Origin of the sequence: Conexibacter arvalis, from assembly GCF_014199525.1 — a bacterium.
GTDB classification, from domain to species: Bacteria; Actinomycetota; Thermoleophilia; order Solirubrobacterales; family Solirubrobacteraceae; genus Conexibacter; species Conexibacter arvalis.
In genome coordinates, this window is sequence record NZ_JACHNU010000001.1 from 1,575,482 (window position 1) to 1,592,359 (window position 16,878).

The 16,878-nt window shown below is 76.5% G+C and carries 9 protein-coding genes; all 9 read left to right on the plus strand.

The genetic code is table 11. The features are described 5' to 3' along the window. Positions 1 to 4 precede the first annotated feature (4 nt). The 9 genes from BDZ31_RS07405 (at position 5) to BDZ31_RS07445 (ending at position 16,863) form a co-directional block, all read left to right on the plus strand. Positions 5 to 3,550, plus strand: coding sequence for a family 78 glycoside hydrolase catalytic domain (locus BDZ31_RS07405; protein WP_183340463.1), 3,546 nt, complete (start codon positions 5 to 7; stop codon positions 3,548 to 3,550). Between the two features lie 2 nt (positions 3,551 to 3,552). Next, positions 3,553 to 6,171: an alpha-L-rhamnosidase C-terminal domain-containing protein gene (locus BDZ31_RS07410; protein ID WP_183340465.1), complete on the plus strand. Its 2,619-nt coding sequence runs from the start codon at positions 3,553 to 3,555 to the stop codon at positions 6,169 to 6,171. Next, positions 6,168 to 9,392 carry an alpha-L-rhamnosidase-related protein gene (locus BDZ31_RS07415; protein ID WP_183340467.1) on the plus strand — a complete coding sequence of 1,075 codons (3,225 nt, stop codon included), beginning with the start codon at positions 6,168 to 6,170 and terminating at the stop codon, positions 9,390 to 9,392. The genes BDZ31_RS07410 and BDZ31_RS07415 overlap by 4 nt, the downstream gene beginning before the upstream one ends. A gap of 361 nt (positions 9,393 to 9,753) precedes the next feature. Then, a complete protein-coding gene (locus BDZ31_RS07420; protein WP_183340469.1) occupies positions 9,754 to 11,766 on the plus strand; it encodes a thiamine pyrophosphate-binding protein in 2,013 nt (670 codons plus the stop codon). A gap of 38 nt (positions 11,767 to 11,804) precedes the next feature. Beyond that, positions 11,805 to 12,581: a cyclase family protein gene (locus tag BDZ31_RS07425; RefSeq protein WP_183340470.1), complete on the plus strand. Its 777-nt coding sequence runs from the start codon at positions 11,805 to 11,807 to the stop codon at positions 12,579 to 12,581. Positions 12,582 to 12,851: 270 nt separating this feature from the next. Next, positions 12,852 to 13,610 (plus strand): hypothetical protein, encoded by a 759-nt coding sequence (locus BDZ31_RS07430; RefSeq protein ID WP_183340472.1) that lies wholly within the window; start codon positions 12,852 to 12,854, stop codon positions 13,608 to 13,610. A 102-nt stretch (positions 13,611 to 13,712) separates the two neighbouring features. Beyond that, positions 13,713 to 14,285 carry a sigma-70 family RNA polymerase sigma factor gene (locus BDZ31_RS07435; RefSeq protein ID WP_183340474.1) on the plus strand — a complete coding sequence of 191 codons (573 nt, stop codon included), beginning with the start codon at positions 13,713 to 13,715 and terminating at the stop codon, positions 14,283 to 14,285. After that, complete coding sequence (locus tag BDZ31_RS07440; protein ID WP_183340476.1) at positions 14,282 to 15,484, plus strand: hypothetical protein; 1,203 nt, start codon at positions 14,282 to 14,284, stop codon at positions 15,482 to 15,484. The genes BDZ31_RS07435 and BDZ31_RS07440 overlap by 4 nt, the downstream gene beginning before the upstream one ends. Next, entirely contained in the window at positions 15,481 to 16,863 is a 1,383-nt protein-coding gene (locus BDZ31_RS07445; protein WP_183340478.1) for a hypothetical protein, read from the plus strand. The genes BDZ31_RS07440 and BDZ31_RS07445 overlap by 4 nt, the downstream gene beginning before the upstream one ends. Positions 16,864 to 16,878: the final 15 nt, after the last annotated feature.

Sequence of the window (16,878 nt, forward strand, 5' to 3'; positions counted from 1 at the left end):
AGAGATGGCGAGGAGCCTTCGCGGCGCCGCGGTCACCGCTGCGCTGATGGGCGCCGCCGCGCTCGCGGCACCGGCCGCGGCGACGGCGCATGGGCAGGGCGACGGCGGCCGATCCCACCACGGCCCGCCGGGACACGACCGCGACCACGTCCGCGGCGGCGCGCATGGCGCCGGCGGCGACCATGGGCGCGGCGGGCCCGGCATCCGTCCCGAGCGGCTCGAGGCCGAGCACGCCCGCGAGCCGCTGGGGCTCGGCAGCGCGCGGCCGCGACTGGGCTGGCAGCTCGACGCCGGCGGCCGGCGCGGCGCCGCGCAGAGCGGCTTCCGGATCGTCGTCGAGCGCGTCGACGCGCGCGGCGGTCGCGCGGCCGCCGCCGGGACCCGCGCGCCCGAGGCGAGCGGTGCGGCGCAGCGGCTCGGCGCCGACGCGCGCGGCGGTCACCGCGTCGTGTGGGACAGCGGGATCGTGCGGTCGCGGGCGCAGGAGGTTCGCTACGGCGGACCGGCGCTCGACTCGCGAACCCGCTACCGCTGGCGCGTCCAGGCGCTCGACGAGCGCGGGCGCCGCGGGCCGTGGAGCCGCGCGGCGACGTTCGAGACCGGGCTGCTCTCGGCCGCCGACTGGCGCGGCAGCTGGATCGGGGCGCCGGGCGCCGACGAGGACCCGGCGGCCGTCGACCTCGCCGGCACGAACTGGATCTGGGAGGACGCCGGCGACCCGCTCTCCGAGGCGCCCGCCGGCAGCCGCTGGTTCCGCCGCGAGCTGACGCTTCCCGCCGGCGCGCGGGTCGCGAGCGCGAAGCTGGTCGTCGACGCCGACGACGGCTTCACCGCCTGGGTCAACGGCAGCGAGGTCTCCGCGACCGATCCCGACCCGGCGAAGGAGAGCTGGCGCAATCCGCAGCTCGCCGACGTGACCGCGCTGCTGCGCGCGGGCGCCAACGCGATCGCGGTCAGAGCGACCAACGGCAGGCCGAGCCCGGCCGGGATGTTCGCCCGCCTCGTCGTCGAGACGGTTGACGGGCAGCGGACGACGGTCGACTCCGACAGCGCGTGGAAGGTCGCCGCGACCGCGCCGGCCGACGGCGACGCCTGGACCCGGCCCGGGTACGACGACACCGCTTGGAGATCGGCGCGCGAGCTGGTCGCCTGGGGCGGCGCGCCGTGGGGCGAGGTCCGCCCGCAGGTCCGCGCTCGCCCCGAGCCGCTGCTGCGCCGGAGCTTCACGCTCGGCGGCGGCCGCGGGAGAGGCGCGAATGCGGCCGCCGGCAAGCGCAGTGCCGCGAGCGCGACCCGCGGCGCCGATCCGGTCGGCCGCGGCCGGCTGCCGGTACGCGCCCGCCTCTACGCCAGCGGCGTCGCGTACGCCGACTTCACGCTGAACGGCCGGCGCGTCACCGACGCCGTGCTCGACCCGGCCTTCGCCCGCTACGACAGACGGGTCTTCGCCGTCACCCACGACGTCACGAAGCTCCTGCGCAGGGGCGAGAACGTGCTCGGTGCGCGGCTCGGGCGCGGCTTCTTCGGCATGCGCCAGGGCAACGCGTGGAACTGGGACAGAGCGCCGTGGACGAGCGAGCCGCGCGTGCGCGCGCAGCTGGAGCTGACCTGGCCCGACGGCCGCGTCGAGACGATCGCGACCGACGGCGCCTGGAAGACCCACGACGGCCCGACCCGCACCGACTCGCTCTACGCCGGCGAGCACTACGACGCCCGCGAGCAGCGGCCCGGCTGGGACGAGCCGGGCTTCGACGACCGCGCGTGGGCGAGCGCCGCCGAGGTGAGAGCGCCGGCCGGCAGGGTCGAGCCGCAGGCGATCGAGCCGATCGTCGTCTCCGGCACGCTCTCGCCGACGGACGTCACCAACCCGAGAGCCGGCACCTACGTCTTCGAGCTGCCGCGCGTGATGGCCGGCTGGGCGCGGATCCACGTCCGCGGCGAGGCCGGCAGAACGGTGACGCTGCGCTACGGCGAGAAGCTGAAGGCCGACGGCACGGTGCAGCACGAGAGCGGCTTCGTGACCGGCGAGTCGCAGGTCGACCGCTACACGCTGAACGGCGATCGACGGGGCGAGAGCTGGGAGCCCCGCTACAGCTACAAGGGGTTCAGATACGTCCAGCTCGACGGCTGGCCGGGGAGCGAGCCGCCGACCGTCGACAACCTCGACGGCCGCGTCGTCCACACCGACCTGACCAGCGTCGGCGATTTCGACAGCGACGATCCGCTGCTGAACCGGATGCGCGAGATCACGCGCACGACCGTGGTCAACAACTACCACGGCATCCCCACCGACACCCCGATGTACGAGAAGAACGGCTGGACCGGCGACGCGATGCTGATGGCCGAGACGCTGCAGCTCGAGTACGACATGCGGCGGCTGCTGCCGAAGTGGGTCGACGACATCGCCGACAGCCAGGGGCCGCAGGGCAACCTGCCGGGGCTCGCGCCCGACAACGGCTGGGGCCTTGGCCCCTACGGCCAGGCGCCGCCGTGGAACGCGGCCTTCCTGCACGTGCCGTGGATCCTCTACGAGCGCTACGGCGACCGTGACGTGCTGGTCGAGCACTACGACGCGATGAAGCGCTACGTCGAGCACGAGCTGACCCGCGCCCGTCCCGACGGCACCCATCCGTCGTTCCTGAACGACTACCTCGCGCCGAGATACGGCAGCGGCAACAGCCCGGAGGACCCGGCGCTCGCCGGCACCGCGTACGCCTTCCGCAACGTCGCGCAGTTCGCGCGGATCGCGAAGGTGCTCGGCAGGGACGACGACGCGGCCCGCTACGAGGCGGCGGCCGCCCGCATCAGGGAGGCGTTCAACGGCGCGTTCCTGAACGGCGCGCGCGACGCCTACGTGACCGCGAGCGATCCCGGCTACCGCCAGACCTCCAACCTGCTGGCGCTCGCCTTCGGGCTCGTGCCGGCCGACGCGGAGCAGGCGGTCGAGCGGCGGCTGCTCGACGAGATCGCCGCGAAGGGCGACCACCTCGACACCGGCGCGCTCGGCACGCGCGAGCTGCTGAGCGAGCTGACCAGACGCGGCCACGGCGAGCTGGCGTACAAGCTCGTCGCGCAGCCGACCTATCCCAGCTTCCGCTTCATCGTCGACCAGGGCGCGACCGCCTGGTGGGAGGGGTGGGAGCCGACCGTCCGCTCCTACGACCACACCTTCGTGCAGGGGACGGTCAACCAGTGGCTGATCGAGCGGGTCGCCGGCATCCGGCCGCTCGCGCCCGGCTACGAGCGGGTCCTGCTGCAGCCCGGCCCGGTCGGCGAGGTCGATCGCGCCCGCGCCGCGACCGCGACGCCGCGCGGAGAGGTCGCGCTCGACTGGAAGCGCTCGCGCGGCGGCCGCTTCGAGCTGCGCGCCGAGGTGCCGGTCGGCGCGACCGCGGTCGTCGACGTGCCGGCCGCCCGCGCGGCCGACGTGCGCGAGAGCGGGCGGCCGGCGGCGCGCGCCGACGGCGTGCGGCAGATCGCGGGAGCCCCGAGCGGCTCCGTCCGATTCGAGGTCGTGAGCGGCTCCTACCGCTTCACGACGGGGAGATGACCATGTCACGCACGATCACGTGCGGCGGCCGCGCGGGCGCGGGTGCGCTCGCGCTGGCCGCCGCGGCGGCGCTCGCGACCGCGGGCGCCGCCGCCCCGGTCGCGCTCGCGGCCGGAAAGCAGGGTGGGGGCGCGGCCGGGAAGCAGGGCGCGGCCGGGAAGCAGGGCGCGGCCGGGAAGCAGGGCGCGGCCGGGAAGCAGGGCGCGGCAGGGAGGTCCGGCAAGCAGCCGCGCGGCGGCCCGGCGCCGTCCGACCCGGCCCGCGCGCTCGGGCTGCCGCCGCTCGACCGCGCCCAGCGCTACAACCTCTCGCCGCCGTCGCGGACGGTGCGGCCGGTCGAGCTGGAGGACGCGACCCCGCTCAACGCCGACTTCGTCACCGCCGCCTCGCCGGCCTCCGAGGAGGCCGGCCACGACCTCGACGCCGACCCGACCAGCAGACGGGCGAAGGTCGGTGGCTCGTGGGTCCGGATCGCCGGCGCCGAGGAGCCGCAGGCCGAGTTCTCCTACCGTCTGCTGCGACCGCAGGGCGGCGGCGACCTGCGGCTGCGGATCGAGGAGGCCGGCGCGGAGCGAGCGCAGTACGACGTGCTCGTCAACGGCGTGAAGGTCCACCGCCGCGGGATCACCCCACGCGAGCGCGGCGTCTACGGCGGCCAGGTCGGGCTCGTCCACTACGAGATCGACGTGCCGCGCAGCGCGCTGCGCCGCAGCGGCGGACGAGACACCTTCAAGCTGACCTTCCGCAACGCCGACGACCCCGGACCGGGCGCGCGGATCGCGCAGGTGTGGGCGATCGCCCGCGGCGGCCGCGACGCGCCGGCGCCGTACGGCGGCACCGTCAAGAACCCGCGCGCGCTGGTCGACGGCCGCGGCAGCGCGACGCTGCGCGGCGACGTGCTGAGCCGCCCGTACGTGCTGCTCGACTTCGGCCGCGAGGTCGGCGGCGACGTGACCGTCCGCGCCAAGAAGCTCTCCGGCTCGCCGAAGGTCTCCTTCGCGTTCTCCGAGTCGAAGCAGTTCATGACGAGCGCCTCCGACTACTCGGCCGACCCGGTCGGGGTGATCACGGAGACGGAGACGGTCAAGGTCCCGAACGGCACGAGCACGATCTCGCCGCCCGACGGCCGCGGCGGCTTCCGCTACCTGATGGTGTGGCTGAGCGGCCCGGGCGCCGTCGAGCTGTCGGACCTGAAGCTGAGCTTCGACGCGGCGCCGCTGCAGAGAGACCTGCGCGACTACGCCGGCGCCTTCCTCTCCTCCGACGACCAGCTCAACCGCTTCTGGTACTCGGGCGCATACACCGTCCAGCTGTCGACGATCGACCCGCAGACCGGCCGCCGCTACCCGGCCGAGCCCGGCCCGCCGCGCAACGACGCGAGAGTCGGCGACGGCCCGTCTGTGATCGTCGACGCCCCCAAGCGCGACCGCTTCATCTGGGGCGGCGACCTCGTGATCGCCAACCCGGTCGCCTACCTCACCACCCACGACACGACGAGCGCCCGGCTCGCCTTCGACTGGCTGGCGCAGAAGCCGCGCGGCAACGGCCAGCCGTCGGGCGTCTACCTCCCGCTGCCCGGCGATCAGGGCTGGTCGTACAACTGGGGCGAGTACGCGCTCTGGTGGATCGTCAACTACGAGACCCACTGGCGCTACAGCGGCGACCGCGCGTTCCTCGACCGATGGTTCGACCAGCTCGTCGGCGCGGTCGGCTGGGCGCAGGCGAACGTCGATCCCGCCGACGGCCTGCTGGTCACGCCCGGCGACGCGGCCGGCCACTGGGGCTACAGCCTTGGCGGCAAGGAGGCCTACAACAACGCGCTGCTCGTCCACGCGCTGAGAGCCGGCGCGCGCACCGCCGAGGCGAAGGGCCGCGGCGACCTCGCGCAGCAGTGGCTGGCGCTCGCCGACAGGACGGCCGCGGCCGTCAACGGGAAGCTGTGGGACGAGGCGGCCGGCGCCTACGTCGTCCAGCCCGGCTCGACCGCCCATCCGCAGGACGCCAACGCGATGACGGTGCTCGCCGGCGTCGCGACGGGCGACAGGGCGCAGCGGGTGCTGTCGCACCTGAAGTCCGGCTGGACGGCGATCGGCTCGCCGAGCGTCGACCGGGAGGGGACCGCGGTGCCGCGCTACGTCAGCCCGTTCGTCTCCTCGTTCGAGCTCGACGCGCTCGCCGGCAACGGCCGGATCGACGACGCCGTCGAGCTGCTGCGGCGCACGTGGGGCCACATGCTGCGCGGCGACCAGACCGGCACCTTCTGGGAGAACATCTCGCTGACGGGCGGACCGCAGCTCGGCTCGTACACGTCGTACGCGCACGGCTGGGGCGCCCACCCGACGGCCTTCCTGACCGGCACCGTGCTCGGCGTGCAGCCCAGCGGGCCCGGCTACTCGTCGTTCACCGTCGCGCCGAACCCGCCGCGCGGACTGAGCTGGGCCCAGGGCCGCGTCCCGACGCCGCGAGGCGACATCGACGTCGCCTGGAAGCGCGGGCGCGACGGGCGGCTGGCGCTCGTCGTCGAGGCGCCGGCCGGCACGACCTACGACGTGCGGCTGCCGGGCGGCGAGCGCCGCACCGGCCTGAGCGGCACGACCACGACCAAGGAGGCGACGCGATGAGCGCCCGCAGCAGGACGGCCGCCGCGGCGGCCGGGACGATCGCACTCGCGCTCGGCGTGGGCGCGGTGGCCGTGGCCGGCGCCGGCGTCGCGGGCGCGGCGCCGGGCGGTTCCGGCAAGCCCGGCAGCGACGCCGCTGCGGTGGGCGGCAAGAGCGCCGGCGGCAAGGCGGCTCAGGCGCAGGGCGTCGTGGCGACGCCGGGCGGCGGAAGATCCGCCCAGGGCGGCAACGGCCGCGGGCCGGGCAGAGGCGCCGCCGCCCGCACCGCCCCCGCCGCCGACCCGCGCGGACCGTGGCGCGACGCCGACCACCGGCCGCGCAGAGGCCGCTGGCGCGACTATGTGCTCGCGCCGTCGAGCCGCCTGCTCGCGCCCGAGTCGGTGATCCAGGCGGCGCCGCGGGCCGGCGCGATCGACGGCGACCCGGACGCGGCGCTGCGCGCCGACGGCCGCGCGGTGACGCTGACGAACGTCGGCGACCGCACCGGATCGCCGCTGCTGGCGGTCGACTTCGGGCAGGAGGTCGGCGGCCACCTGCGCGTGACGGTGACCGGCGCGACCGGGGAGACGAGACTGCGCGCGTGCTTCAGCGAGTCGCGCCGGTACCGCGCGCTCGGCAGCCGCAACGACGGTCAGGCGAGATTCGCGCCGGGCTGCGACACCGCGAACATCTGGGTCGGCTTCCCCGGCCAGGCCTACACCTACGACGTCGACAGCCATGGGCTCGAGCTGCCGTCCTCCCTGCCGGGCGAGGCGCGCGACGGGATCCTGCGCGGCGGCTTCCGCTACGCGACGCTGTTCCTCGACGGCCCCGGCTCGGTCTCGGTCGACGCGATCTCGCTCGACTACACGCCCGAGCCGTCGCGCAGGGACCCGTCGAGGCTGGCCGGCTGGTTCAACAGCTCCGACGCGCAGCTGAACAAGATCTGGCATGCCGGCGTCTACACGGTGCAGACGAACACCGACCGTGCGGACACCGCCAAGTCGTGGCCGTACAGAGCGGGGGAGACCGACCACGCCGACGGGCAGCTCGCGGGCCTCAGACCCGACGACGAGGTGATCTACGACGGCGCCAAGCGCGACCGGCTCGTCTGGCAGGGCGACCTCGCCGTCCAGAACCCGGTCGCGTACGTGTCGACGTGGAACGTGCGGGCGGCCGAGAACTCGCTGACCCACCTCGCCGGCCAGCAGCTGGAGGACGGCTTCGTGCCGGGCTCGTCGCAGATGGGCCAGCACAACGCCAACGAGCGGCGCACCTACGGCGAGTACGTCACCTGGTTCGTCTTCAACATGCACGAGCACTGGCGCTACACCGCCGACCGCGCCTACCTGCGACGGGTCTGGCCGGCGCTGGAGCGGGCGACCGCGTGGCTGGAGAGCGTCCGCAGACAGGACGACGGCGGCCTGATCGGCTTCGGCCGCGTCGGCTCCTGCGGCCACTACGGCTACTCCGACTGCGGCCACGAGACCTACGTCAACGCGCTCTACGCCCGCAACCTCGACCAGATGGCGGCGATGGCGAGGGCGCTCGGCGACGGCGCGGCGGCGAGAGCGTACGCCGCTCGCGCCGGAGTCGTGCGCAGAGCGATCGAGTCGCAGCTGTGGGACGAGCAGGCCGGCGCCTACCGGCTCAGCCGCGAGCTGCCGGACGTCCATCCGCAGGACGGCAACGCGATCGCGATCCTCGCCGGCGTCGCGCGCGGCGACAGAGCGAGCCGGGCGCTCGCCTTCCTGCGCGCGAGCTCGTGGGGTCGCTACGGCGCGCTGACGGTCGGCCCGGACGAGCCGAACCCGTCGCTGCCGCCGTTCTACGCGCCGCTGCCGAGCGGCTTCGAGGCGGAGGCGCGCTTCGGCGTCGCGGGCGACGCCCGCGGCCTGGAGGACGCGACGGCGCTGCAGCTGATCCGCCGCTTCTGGGGCCACCAGCTGCGGCAGGACCCGGGCAGCACCTTCTGGGAGCACATGCAGCCGAGCGGCTATCCGAACCTGTCGCAGTTCTCGAGCCTCGCGCACGGCTGGGCGAGCGCGCCGACCGTCGTGCTGACGCAGAGAGTGCTCGGCGTGACGCCGACGGCGGCCGGCTACGAGCGGTTCGACGTCGCGCCCTACCCGGCCGACGTCGACTGGGCCGAGGGCAGCGTGCCGACCCCGCACGGGGCGATCGCGGCCGACTGGCGCCGCAGCGGCGACGGGCTCACGCTGTCGCTGCGCGTGCCGGGCGGCACGACCGGCCGCGCCTCGCTGCCGACCTTCGGCCGCACGATCGAGGTGCGGCTCGGCGGGCGGCTCGTGTGGGACGGCAGACGGGCGCGGGTGCCCGGCGTCGCGCGGGAGGGCGACCGGATCGTCGTCGCCGGCCTGGAGCGCGGCTCGCACACGCTGCGCAGCCGCGCGATCGGCGCGCCCGCGCGCGACGAGGTCCGCCTCGTCGTCACGCCGCGGGCCAAGACGGTCGAGCCGGGCGACCTCGTCGCGGTCAGAGTCGGCTTCTCCGGCATCGCCTCCGGCAGGCTCGCCGGCGAGCTGACGACCTCGGTCTCCGACCCCGAATGGGAGGTCAGCCCGCGCAGCACGAGCTTCGCGGTCAAGAGCGACGGCCGCCCGGTCGTGACCGAGAAGACGGTCTGGGTCGTCGTCCCCGACGATGCCGGCTCCGGCAGACGAACGGTGACGGTGCGGGTTCGCACGCGCGGCGGCGCGACCGCGACCGGCACCGTCGCGCTGTCGCTGACGGAGTCGAGAACGCTCTACGGCTTCGAGGAGGGGACCGACGGCTGGGCGCCCGGCGAGAACGTCGCCAGGGTCGCGCGCGTCGCGTCGTTCCCGAACGGTCCGGGCCGGCCGTTCGAGGGCGGCGGCGCGCTGGAGGCGGCGTCGAGAACGGTCGCCGCCTCGGAGTGGAAGCGCGTCTTCGTCACGCCGGAGAGACCGCTCGACCTGACCGCGGCGAGCGAGCTGCACGCGATGGTGAACGGCTACGGCGGCGCGCCGGGCGCGAGCGGCTACGAGGCGGTCGTGACGGTGACCGGCGCCGGCGGCGAGACGAGGACGACGACCGCCGACGTCCAGGCCGACGCCTGGAACCGCGTCGCCGTCGACCTCACCGGCTGGGCCGGCCGCTCCGCCGTCTCGCGCATCGAGGTCGGCTTCCGCGCGAAGGGCTCGACGACCGGCTGGTCGATGAGCTTCCAGGTCGACGCCGTGGGGGTGACGAGCGGGTAGCGCGCGGCGCGCCCTTCGCTCGCGCCGCGCGCTGGCGCGGGCGGTGCGCGGTGCGGGCGCCGGGCGGTGCGGGCGGTGCGCGGCGCGGGCGGTGCGCGGCGGTGCGTGGTGCGGGCGGTGCGCGGCGGTGCGCGGTGCGGGCGGTGCGCGGCGGTGCGCGGTGCGGGCGGTGCGCGGCGGTGCGCGGTGCGGGCGGCGAGGCCGCCGCGCGGCCTGTCCGTCCGCGGGGTGGGGCGCGCGGCGCGCCCGTCGCGCAGCGCGGCGCGGCGCGGTGGCGCCGGCAGGGCGCTGCGCCGTCGCGCCCGCCGTGCCGACTGCGGTGGCGCCGGCACGGCTCGCGCCGGCGACGTACGATGCGCGCGTGAGCGCCACCGACCCGCAGCCGACGTCCGTCGCCACCGCGGTCGGCGCGGCGCTCGCCGCCGCCGGCGTGCGGGTCGTCTTCGGGGTGCTCGGCAGCGGCAACCTCGTCGCGACCAACGCGCTGGTCGACGGCGGGGCCCGCTTCGTCGCCGCCCGCCACGAGGGCGGCGCCGCGACGATGGCCGACGGCTACGCGCGCGTCAGCGGCGAGGTCGGCGTCGTCTCGGTCCACCAGGGACCGGGCCTGACGAACGCAATGACAGGGATCGCCGAGGCGGTCAAGAGCCGCACGCCGCTGCTCGTCCTCGCCGCCGACACCCCGGCCGCCGCGCTCACCTCCAACTTCCGCATCGACCAGGGCGGGATGGTCGCGGCCGTCGGCGCGGTCGCCGAGCGCGTCCATGGCCCGGCGGCCGCGGTCGCCGACGCCCTCCGCGCGCTGGGCCGCGCCGCCGCCGAGCGCCGCCCGGTCGTCCTCAACCTCCCCCTCGACGTCCAGGCCGCCCCGCTGCCCGAGCCCCCACCCGCCCCCGCGGGGAGGAGTGGCGTTCTGGGGGGCCATATCACCCCCAGAACGCCACTGGTCGGCGCGGGCGCGAGCGGCGCGGCACTGGTGGGCGGGAGCGGCTCGGCGCGGGCGGGCGCGAGGGGCGCGGCGCGGGCGGTGGCCGGGGCGGCCGCGCGCGGGGCGGCGCCGGTCGCGGTGCCGTCGGCCGACGCGGTCGCGCGGGCGGCGGCGCTGCTGGCGGGTGCGGAGCGGCCGGTCGTCGTCGCCGGGCGCGGCGCGGTGCTGGCCGACGCGGGCCCGGCGCTGCAGGCGCTCGCCGAGCGGGCCGGCGCGCTGCTGGCGACCTCGGCGCCGGCGAACGGGCTGTTCGCGGGCGATCCGTTCGCGCTCGGGATCGCGGGCGGCTTCGCCTCGCCGCTGGCGCAGGAGCTGCTGCCGCAGTGCGACCTCGTGCTCGCGGTCGGCGCGACGCTCAACCACTGGACGACCCGTCACGGCACCCTCTTCGGCGACGCGCCGGTCGTCCAGGTCGACGTCGATCCGGCTGCCGGCCAAGAGCCCCACGGCCCCCGCGCGCTCGTCCTCCCCGGCGACGCCCGCGCCACCGCCGAGCTGCTCGCCGCGGCGCTCCCGCACGCGGAGCCGCCTGCGCCGCGCGTGGCCGCGCCCACCCCGGCCGCGCACGCCGAGCCGCCCGGGTCCGCGCCGCCCGTGCACGCCGCACCGTCCTCCTCGCCCGCGCCCGCGCCGCCCGCCGGCCCCGCCACCGGCTGGCGCACGCCGGAGACCGCCGCGCTGATCGCCTCGCGCCGCTGGCGCGACGAGCCGGCGGAGACCGCGATCGCGGCCGAGGCGACCGCCGTCGCGCGGGCGGCCCGCGACGCCGCGCTCGCGACCACCGGGGGCGGCGCCGCGCTCGATCCCGGCCCCTTCGCCGACCCGGCCGCGCTCACGAAGCGGCTCGACGAGCTGCTCCCGGCCGACCGCGTCGTCGCCGTCGACTCCGGGCACTTCCTCGGCTGGCCGGCGATGTTCCTCGGCGTCGCGGAGGCGCGCGCGTGGGTCTTCCCGAACGGCTTCCAGGCGGTCGGCCTCGGCCTCGGCTGCGCGATCGGCGCGGCGCTCGCGCGGCCGGAGCGCGTCACGGTCGCCGCGCTCGGCGACGGCGGCTGCTTCATGGCGCTGCCGGAGCTGGAGACGGCCGCCCGCCTGCGCCTCAAGCTGCTGGTCGTCGTCTACGACGACGCCGCGTACGGCGCCGAGGTCCACCACTTCGGGCCGTCCGGCCACGCGGTCGCGGGTGCGCAGTTCCCGGCTGCCGACCTCGCCGCGCTCGGCCGTGCCGCCGGGGCCGAGGCGGTCACGGTCCGCGACGCCGCCGACCTCGTCGCCGTCGAGCGGTGGCTCGCCGCCGGCGCCGACGGCCCGCTCGTCGTCGACGCGAAGGTCGACCCGACGCTCTGCGCCGCCTGGCTCGAGGACGCCTTCAAGGGCGGCGGATGAGCGGCGCACCACCGACCGCAACCAGGAGAGAGAAAGCGATGTCCCATCCCGTCACCGCGCTGATCGACGCCCTTGGGGACGCCTCGGCGCAGGTCGTCGACCTGACGCAGCCGCTGAGCGAGCGGACGCCCGTGATCCAGCTGCCGCCGCCGTTCGAGAACACGCCGCCGCTGCGCCGCCGCGAGCTGAGCAGATACGACGACAGAGGCCCGATGTGGGCGTGGTCGGTGCTGGAGATCGGCGAGCACACCGGCACCCACTTCGACGCCCCGATCCACTGGGTCAGCGGCAGGGAGGGCGAGGACGTCGCGTCGGTTGCGCCGAGCAGGCTGATCGCCCCGGCGGTCGTCGTCGACCGCCGCGCCGAGGTCGAGCGCGACCCCGGCTATCTCCTGACCGTCGACGAGCTGCAGCGCCACGAGCGCGAGCACGGCCGCATCCCCGACGGCTCGTGGCTGCTGTTCCGCACCGGCTGGGAGTCGCGCGCGCAGGACGCCGAGGCGTTCCTCAACGCCGGCCCCGACGGCCCGGTCACGCCCGGCCCCGACGCGGCCGCGGCCCGCTGGCTCGCCGAGGAGCGGGCGATCGTCGGCTTCGGCGTCGAGACCGTCGGCACCGACGCGGGCGCCGCCGGCGGCTTCGACCCGCCCTTCCCGGCCCACAACTACCTGCTCGGCGCGGGGATCTACGGCCTCACGCAGCTCGCCAACCTCGGCGAGCTGCCGGTGACCGGCGCGCTGCTCGTCGTCGCGCCGCTGAAGCTCGTCGACGGCACCGGCAGTCCCGCGCGCGTGCTTGCGATCGTGCCGTCGTAGCGGGCGACCCAGCGGCTCGCGGCAGCCCGCGCGGCCGGCTCGGTCAGCCGCGCGCGGCGCGCTCGGAACGTCCGCGCATCCCGTTCGGGAGGCCGCGCGCGGCGCGCTCGGAAAGCCCGCGCATCCCGCTCGGCTGGTCGCGTTCGGCGCCCGGCCCCCCGCTCCGTCCGCCCGCTGACCCGGCGGTGGTCGCGCCGACCGCCGCCGGGCATCCATCCGGTGGCGCCTCGGGCGCCCCACCCGCCACGCGACTCCACCGGAGCGAAAGAGATGTACGCCACGACCGACCACCTGCCGCCGTTCTGGGGCGGCCCGGGGACTTCGAGCTTCGCGCGCCCGCGCGACGCGCGCGTGCTGGCGTTCACGCGCGAGCAGGCCGCCGACGCGCTCGCGGGCCGCACCGTCTGGTGCATCGCGGCGCTGCCGTCGGGGATCGCCGCCGCCGAGGCGGTCGAGGCATGCCTCTGCCGACCGCAGGAGGAGCGGGTGACGACGGGCTGGCGCGGGGTGGAGGCGGGCGCCGAGCTGCGGCGGCTCGCTGGACGCATCGACGCGATGCTCGCCGGCGCCGTCTCCGCAGCCGCCGAGCTCGGCGAGCGCGAGCGGGCAGAGTACGCCGAGGCGGTCGCCGACGGCGAGGAGCTGCTCGGCGACGAGGTCGCCGCCGACGACGTCGTCGTCCTCCACGACGCGCTCGCCGCGGTCGTCGCCGAGGCGGCGCGTGCCCGCGGCGCCCACGTCGTCCGCCATCTGCACGGCCACGGACCGCATCGCGCCGGCGCCGCCGCCGCGCGCGGCTTCCTCGGCGGCTTCGACCGCGGCGTCGACGCGTGGGTGGCGACCGGCCGCGAGGAGGTCGTCGCCGCGATGCCGTCGCCCGGCCACGTCGATCGCAAGCACGCGGCCGAGCGCGGGGAGGAGGCGCCCGGCCTCTGCTGGCGCGCCGTCCTCGGCGACGTCGTCTCCGAGGACCGCGAGGAGCACGTCGGCGGCACGATCGGCGTCCGCCCGCGCGTCGCCGCCCGCTGAGCAGGGGAGCATTGGCTTTCCGCACGTGCTGAGCACGTGCGGAAAGCCAATGCTCGGCCGGGACCGGCGTCACAACCGCGTGGGGCTGCTCGTATTGGGGATGTGGACACGGGGCGACAGGGGGTCGAGGAGAGCGACGGCGAGCTGCTGCGCGACTGCGCCGAGCGGCCCGAGGCGTTCGCGCGCCTCTACCGCCGCCATGTCGACGCGCTGCTGCGCTATCTCGTCGCACGGACCGGTCGGCCGGAGCTGGCCGCCGACGTCTGCGCCGAGACCTTCGCCCGCGCGCTGGAGCGGGCCGACCGCTACGACCCGGCGCGCGGGCCGGGTCGCGCGTGGCTGTTCACGATCGCCGGCTCGGTGCTGGTCGACGGCGCGCGGCGCGGCCGGGTCGAGGCCCGCGCCCGCCGGCGGCTCGGGATGCCGCCGCGCGAGCTGACCGACGCCGACATCGAGCGGATCGAGGAGCTGGTCGACGCCGGCCGCGGCCTCGACCCGGCGGCGCTCGTCGCCGACCTGCCGGCCGACCAGCGCGACGCGGTGCTGGCGCGGATCGTCGAGGAGCGCCCGTACGCGGAGATCGCCGCCGATCTGGAGGTCTCCGAGGCGGTCGTGCGCCAGCGCGTGAGCCGCGGACTCGCGACGCTGCGCGCGCGGATCGGGGAGGGACGATGAGCTTCCTCGACGAGCTGGAGCGCGACCTGCTCGACGCGGCCGAGCGCCGCCGCCGCGCGCGGCGGGCCGCCGCCGGCGTGCGCGCGCGGCGCCGCTTCGGCCTCCACGCCCTGCGCCGCGTCGCCCTCGCGACGGCGCTGTTCGCGCTGATCGGCGCCGCGACGGCCGGCGCCGGGCTGCTGCTCCTGCGCGGCTCGGTGATCCCCGGCCCCGCGACGCGCGACGTGCCGCCTGATCAGCTGCCGCTGCCGGGCACGGCGAGAGCGACCGGCCTGACCGCCGACGATCCGGAGCCGGGCCGGCCGCCGTGGACGCTGCGGCTGGCGCGCTCCTCGACCGGCCTTCTCTGCTCGACGGTCGGTCAGCTCGACGACGGCCGCTTCGGCCTCGTCGGGCTGGACGGTCGCTTCCGCGCCTACTCCGAGCGGATCGTCGACAGCTGCGGCGAGCAGCTCAGCGGCGAGCGCGCCTCGCTCGTCGGCGCCCGCGTCTTCGACGCCGACGACCCGCAAGAGGTCCGCACGGTCGTCAACGGCGTCGCCGGCCCGGCGCTCAGAGCGGTGTCGCTCGAGGCCCGCGGCAGAGCCCGTGAGCTCCCGATCGGCCCCGGCGGCACCTTCCTCGCCGCCCTCGCCGGCTATCCGGAGGACAGCGGCGTCGAGGTCGAGCTGCGCTTTGCGAGCGGCCACGTCGAGCGTCATGCGTTCGGGCGCTCGGATCGAGTCGTGCTCGACCCGGACGGCGGCCAGGCGTGGAAGACGTGGGCGCTCGGGATCGGCAACGACCGGCGCACCTGCGTCAGCTTCTCGCTCGCCCGGATCAGCGACGAGAACATCATCAGTCCGCGCGCCTGCGGGGTGCTGCGGCGCGAGGGCCGCGAGCGCCGCGGCCATTTCTTCGCCGTCCGCCGGCTGGTTCCCGGAACGCCGGCGGAGCCGCCCGGTCAGGGCTGGCGCGACCATCCGCCGCGGACGGCCGTCTGGGGAGCGGTCGGCGATGAGGTCGACGCCGTCGAGGTCTCCGGCCCCGGCGGGCTCGAAGCGCGACCGGCGATCGGCGACTCGCGCGCCTTCCTCGCCGTCTTCGGCGGCGACGTCGACCCGGCGTCGCTGGCCGTCACGCTCCGCTACGACGACGGGCGCGTCGTCCGCAGCAGAGGGAGCGTCAACCTCGTCGACAGAAGGATGCCGTTGAGATGACCCGCCGCCCGCTGCTCGTGCTGTCGTTCGTCGCCGCGCTCGCCGGCCTGCTCGTCGCGATCGCGCTGGCGCTGGCGATCCCGTCGACGCGCGACGCCGCCGCGGTCGCGGCCGGGCAAGGCGATCCGCTGGCGCCCATTCCCCCGCGGTCCGTCGCCGCGGCCGACCCGGCCGACCCTGTCGTCGCGCCGGCGTTGCGCGAGCCGCCCGAGCTCGACCTCGTGGTCCTGAGACCGGTCGCGCCGCCGCGCGTCGAGGCGACAGCGGCCGATCCGCTCGGCGGGCCGCGCTGGGCGGTGCGGACCTTCACCGCCGACCGCTTCTCGCGGCGGCCGAACGGGCGCGGGCTGTATCGGATCGGCAAGCCGACGCTGTGTGCGCAGCTCGGCCGCGTGCTCGGCGGCAGATTCGGCTGGGTCGACGCCGCCAACCGCTGGCGGCCGGTCGCCTTCAGCTTCATCGCGGCTCCGATCGCCTGCATGCGCAGGGGCCAGGATCCGAGAGTCGAGCTGACGACCCGCATCAGCGATCCTGCCGCGGGCTCCGCACGTCCGCTCAACACGGTCGTCTGGGGGATGGCGGGCGAGCCGGCGCGCGCCGTCGCGACGATCGGCGGCCGCCGTCTCCAGGCGGCCGAGACGGCGCACGGCGTCGTGCTGGCGGTCTCGCCGGCGAGCGAGCGCCATCCGGAAGGAGAGATCGAGCTGCGCTACCGCGACGGCCGCCGCAAGCTCGTCGGCGTCTCGCCGTTCGCGGAGGCCGTGCGGCACTACCGCCGCTCGACCGGCCGCGACGACGGCGGCGCGCGGCTGCTCGCCGATCCGAGCGACCCGTTCGCGGTCGACTACCGCATGCCCGACCCCGACGGCGGGCTGCCGTGGGGGATCGCCGTCGCGCGCAGACGCGACGGCGGCTGGTGCCGCGTCGGGATGGGCCGGATCGTCGGCGGCCGCGTCGGCGTCGTCGACCTGCGGCTCGGCACCTTCGGCGACACCTGGCCGGAGGCCGACTGCATCCGCTACCCGCACCCGCTGCCGGTTCCGACGGAGCGCAGGCCGCTGCGGGTCATGTACGGCGCCGGCTGGGGCGGCGGCCCTGCCGAGCCGGTGGAGGAGCGCATGTCGGCGTCGGAGGATCCGGCGCGGGTCGCGCGCCGGACGCTCGAGGGCCGCACGGTCGTCTCCGGCGTCGCCCATCCCGACGTCGTCTCGGTGACGATCGCGACGCCGCGCGACGTCCGCACGATCACGCCGTCGAGACGGGCGCGCCTCTTCGCCGTGATCTACGACGGCGACTTCCCGACCGGCGAGATAGCGGTCAGCGCGCGGATGCGCGACGGCAGCGTCCACAGAGAGCCGCCGCTCCGAAGCTGGTTCTGAGCGAGCGTTCCGGCC

What these genes read in the sequence shown, in the direction of transcription:
- BDZ31_RS07440 (WP_183340476.1), top strand. Translation starts at nt 14,282, where the DNA reads ATGAGCTTCCTCGACGAGCTGGAGCGCGACCTGCTCGACGCGGCCGAG.
- BDZ31_RS07425 (WP_183340470.1), top strand. Translation starts at nt 11,805, where the DNA reads ATGTCCCATCCCGTCACCGCGCTGATCGACGCCCTTGGGGACGCCTCG.
- BDZ31_RS07430 (WP_183340472.1), top strand. Translation starts at nt 12,852, where the DNA reads ATGTACGCCACGACCGACCACCTGCCGCCGTTCTGGGGCGGCCCGGGG.
- BDZ31_RS07415 (WP_183340467.1), top strand. Translation starts at nt 6,168, where the DNA reads ATGAGCGCCCGCAGCAGGACGGCCGCCGCGGCGGCCGGGACGATCGCA.
- BDZ31_RS07445 (WP_183340478.1), top strand. Translation starts at nt 15,481, where the DNA reads ATGACCCGCCGCCCGCTGCTCGTGCTGTCGTTCGTCGCCGCGCTCGCC.
- BDZ31_RS07405 (WP_183340463.1), top strand. Translation starts at nt 5, where the DNA reads ATGGCGAGGAGCCTTCGCGGCGCCGCGGTCACCGCTGCGCTGATGGGC.
- BDZ31_RS07410 (WP_183340465.1), top strand. Translation starts at nt 3,553, where the DNA reads ATGTCACGCACGATCACGTGCGGCGGCCGCGCGGGCGCGGGTGCGCTC.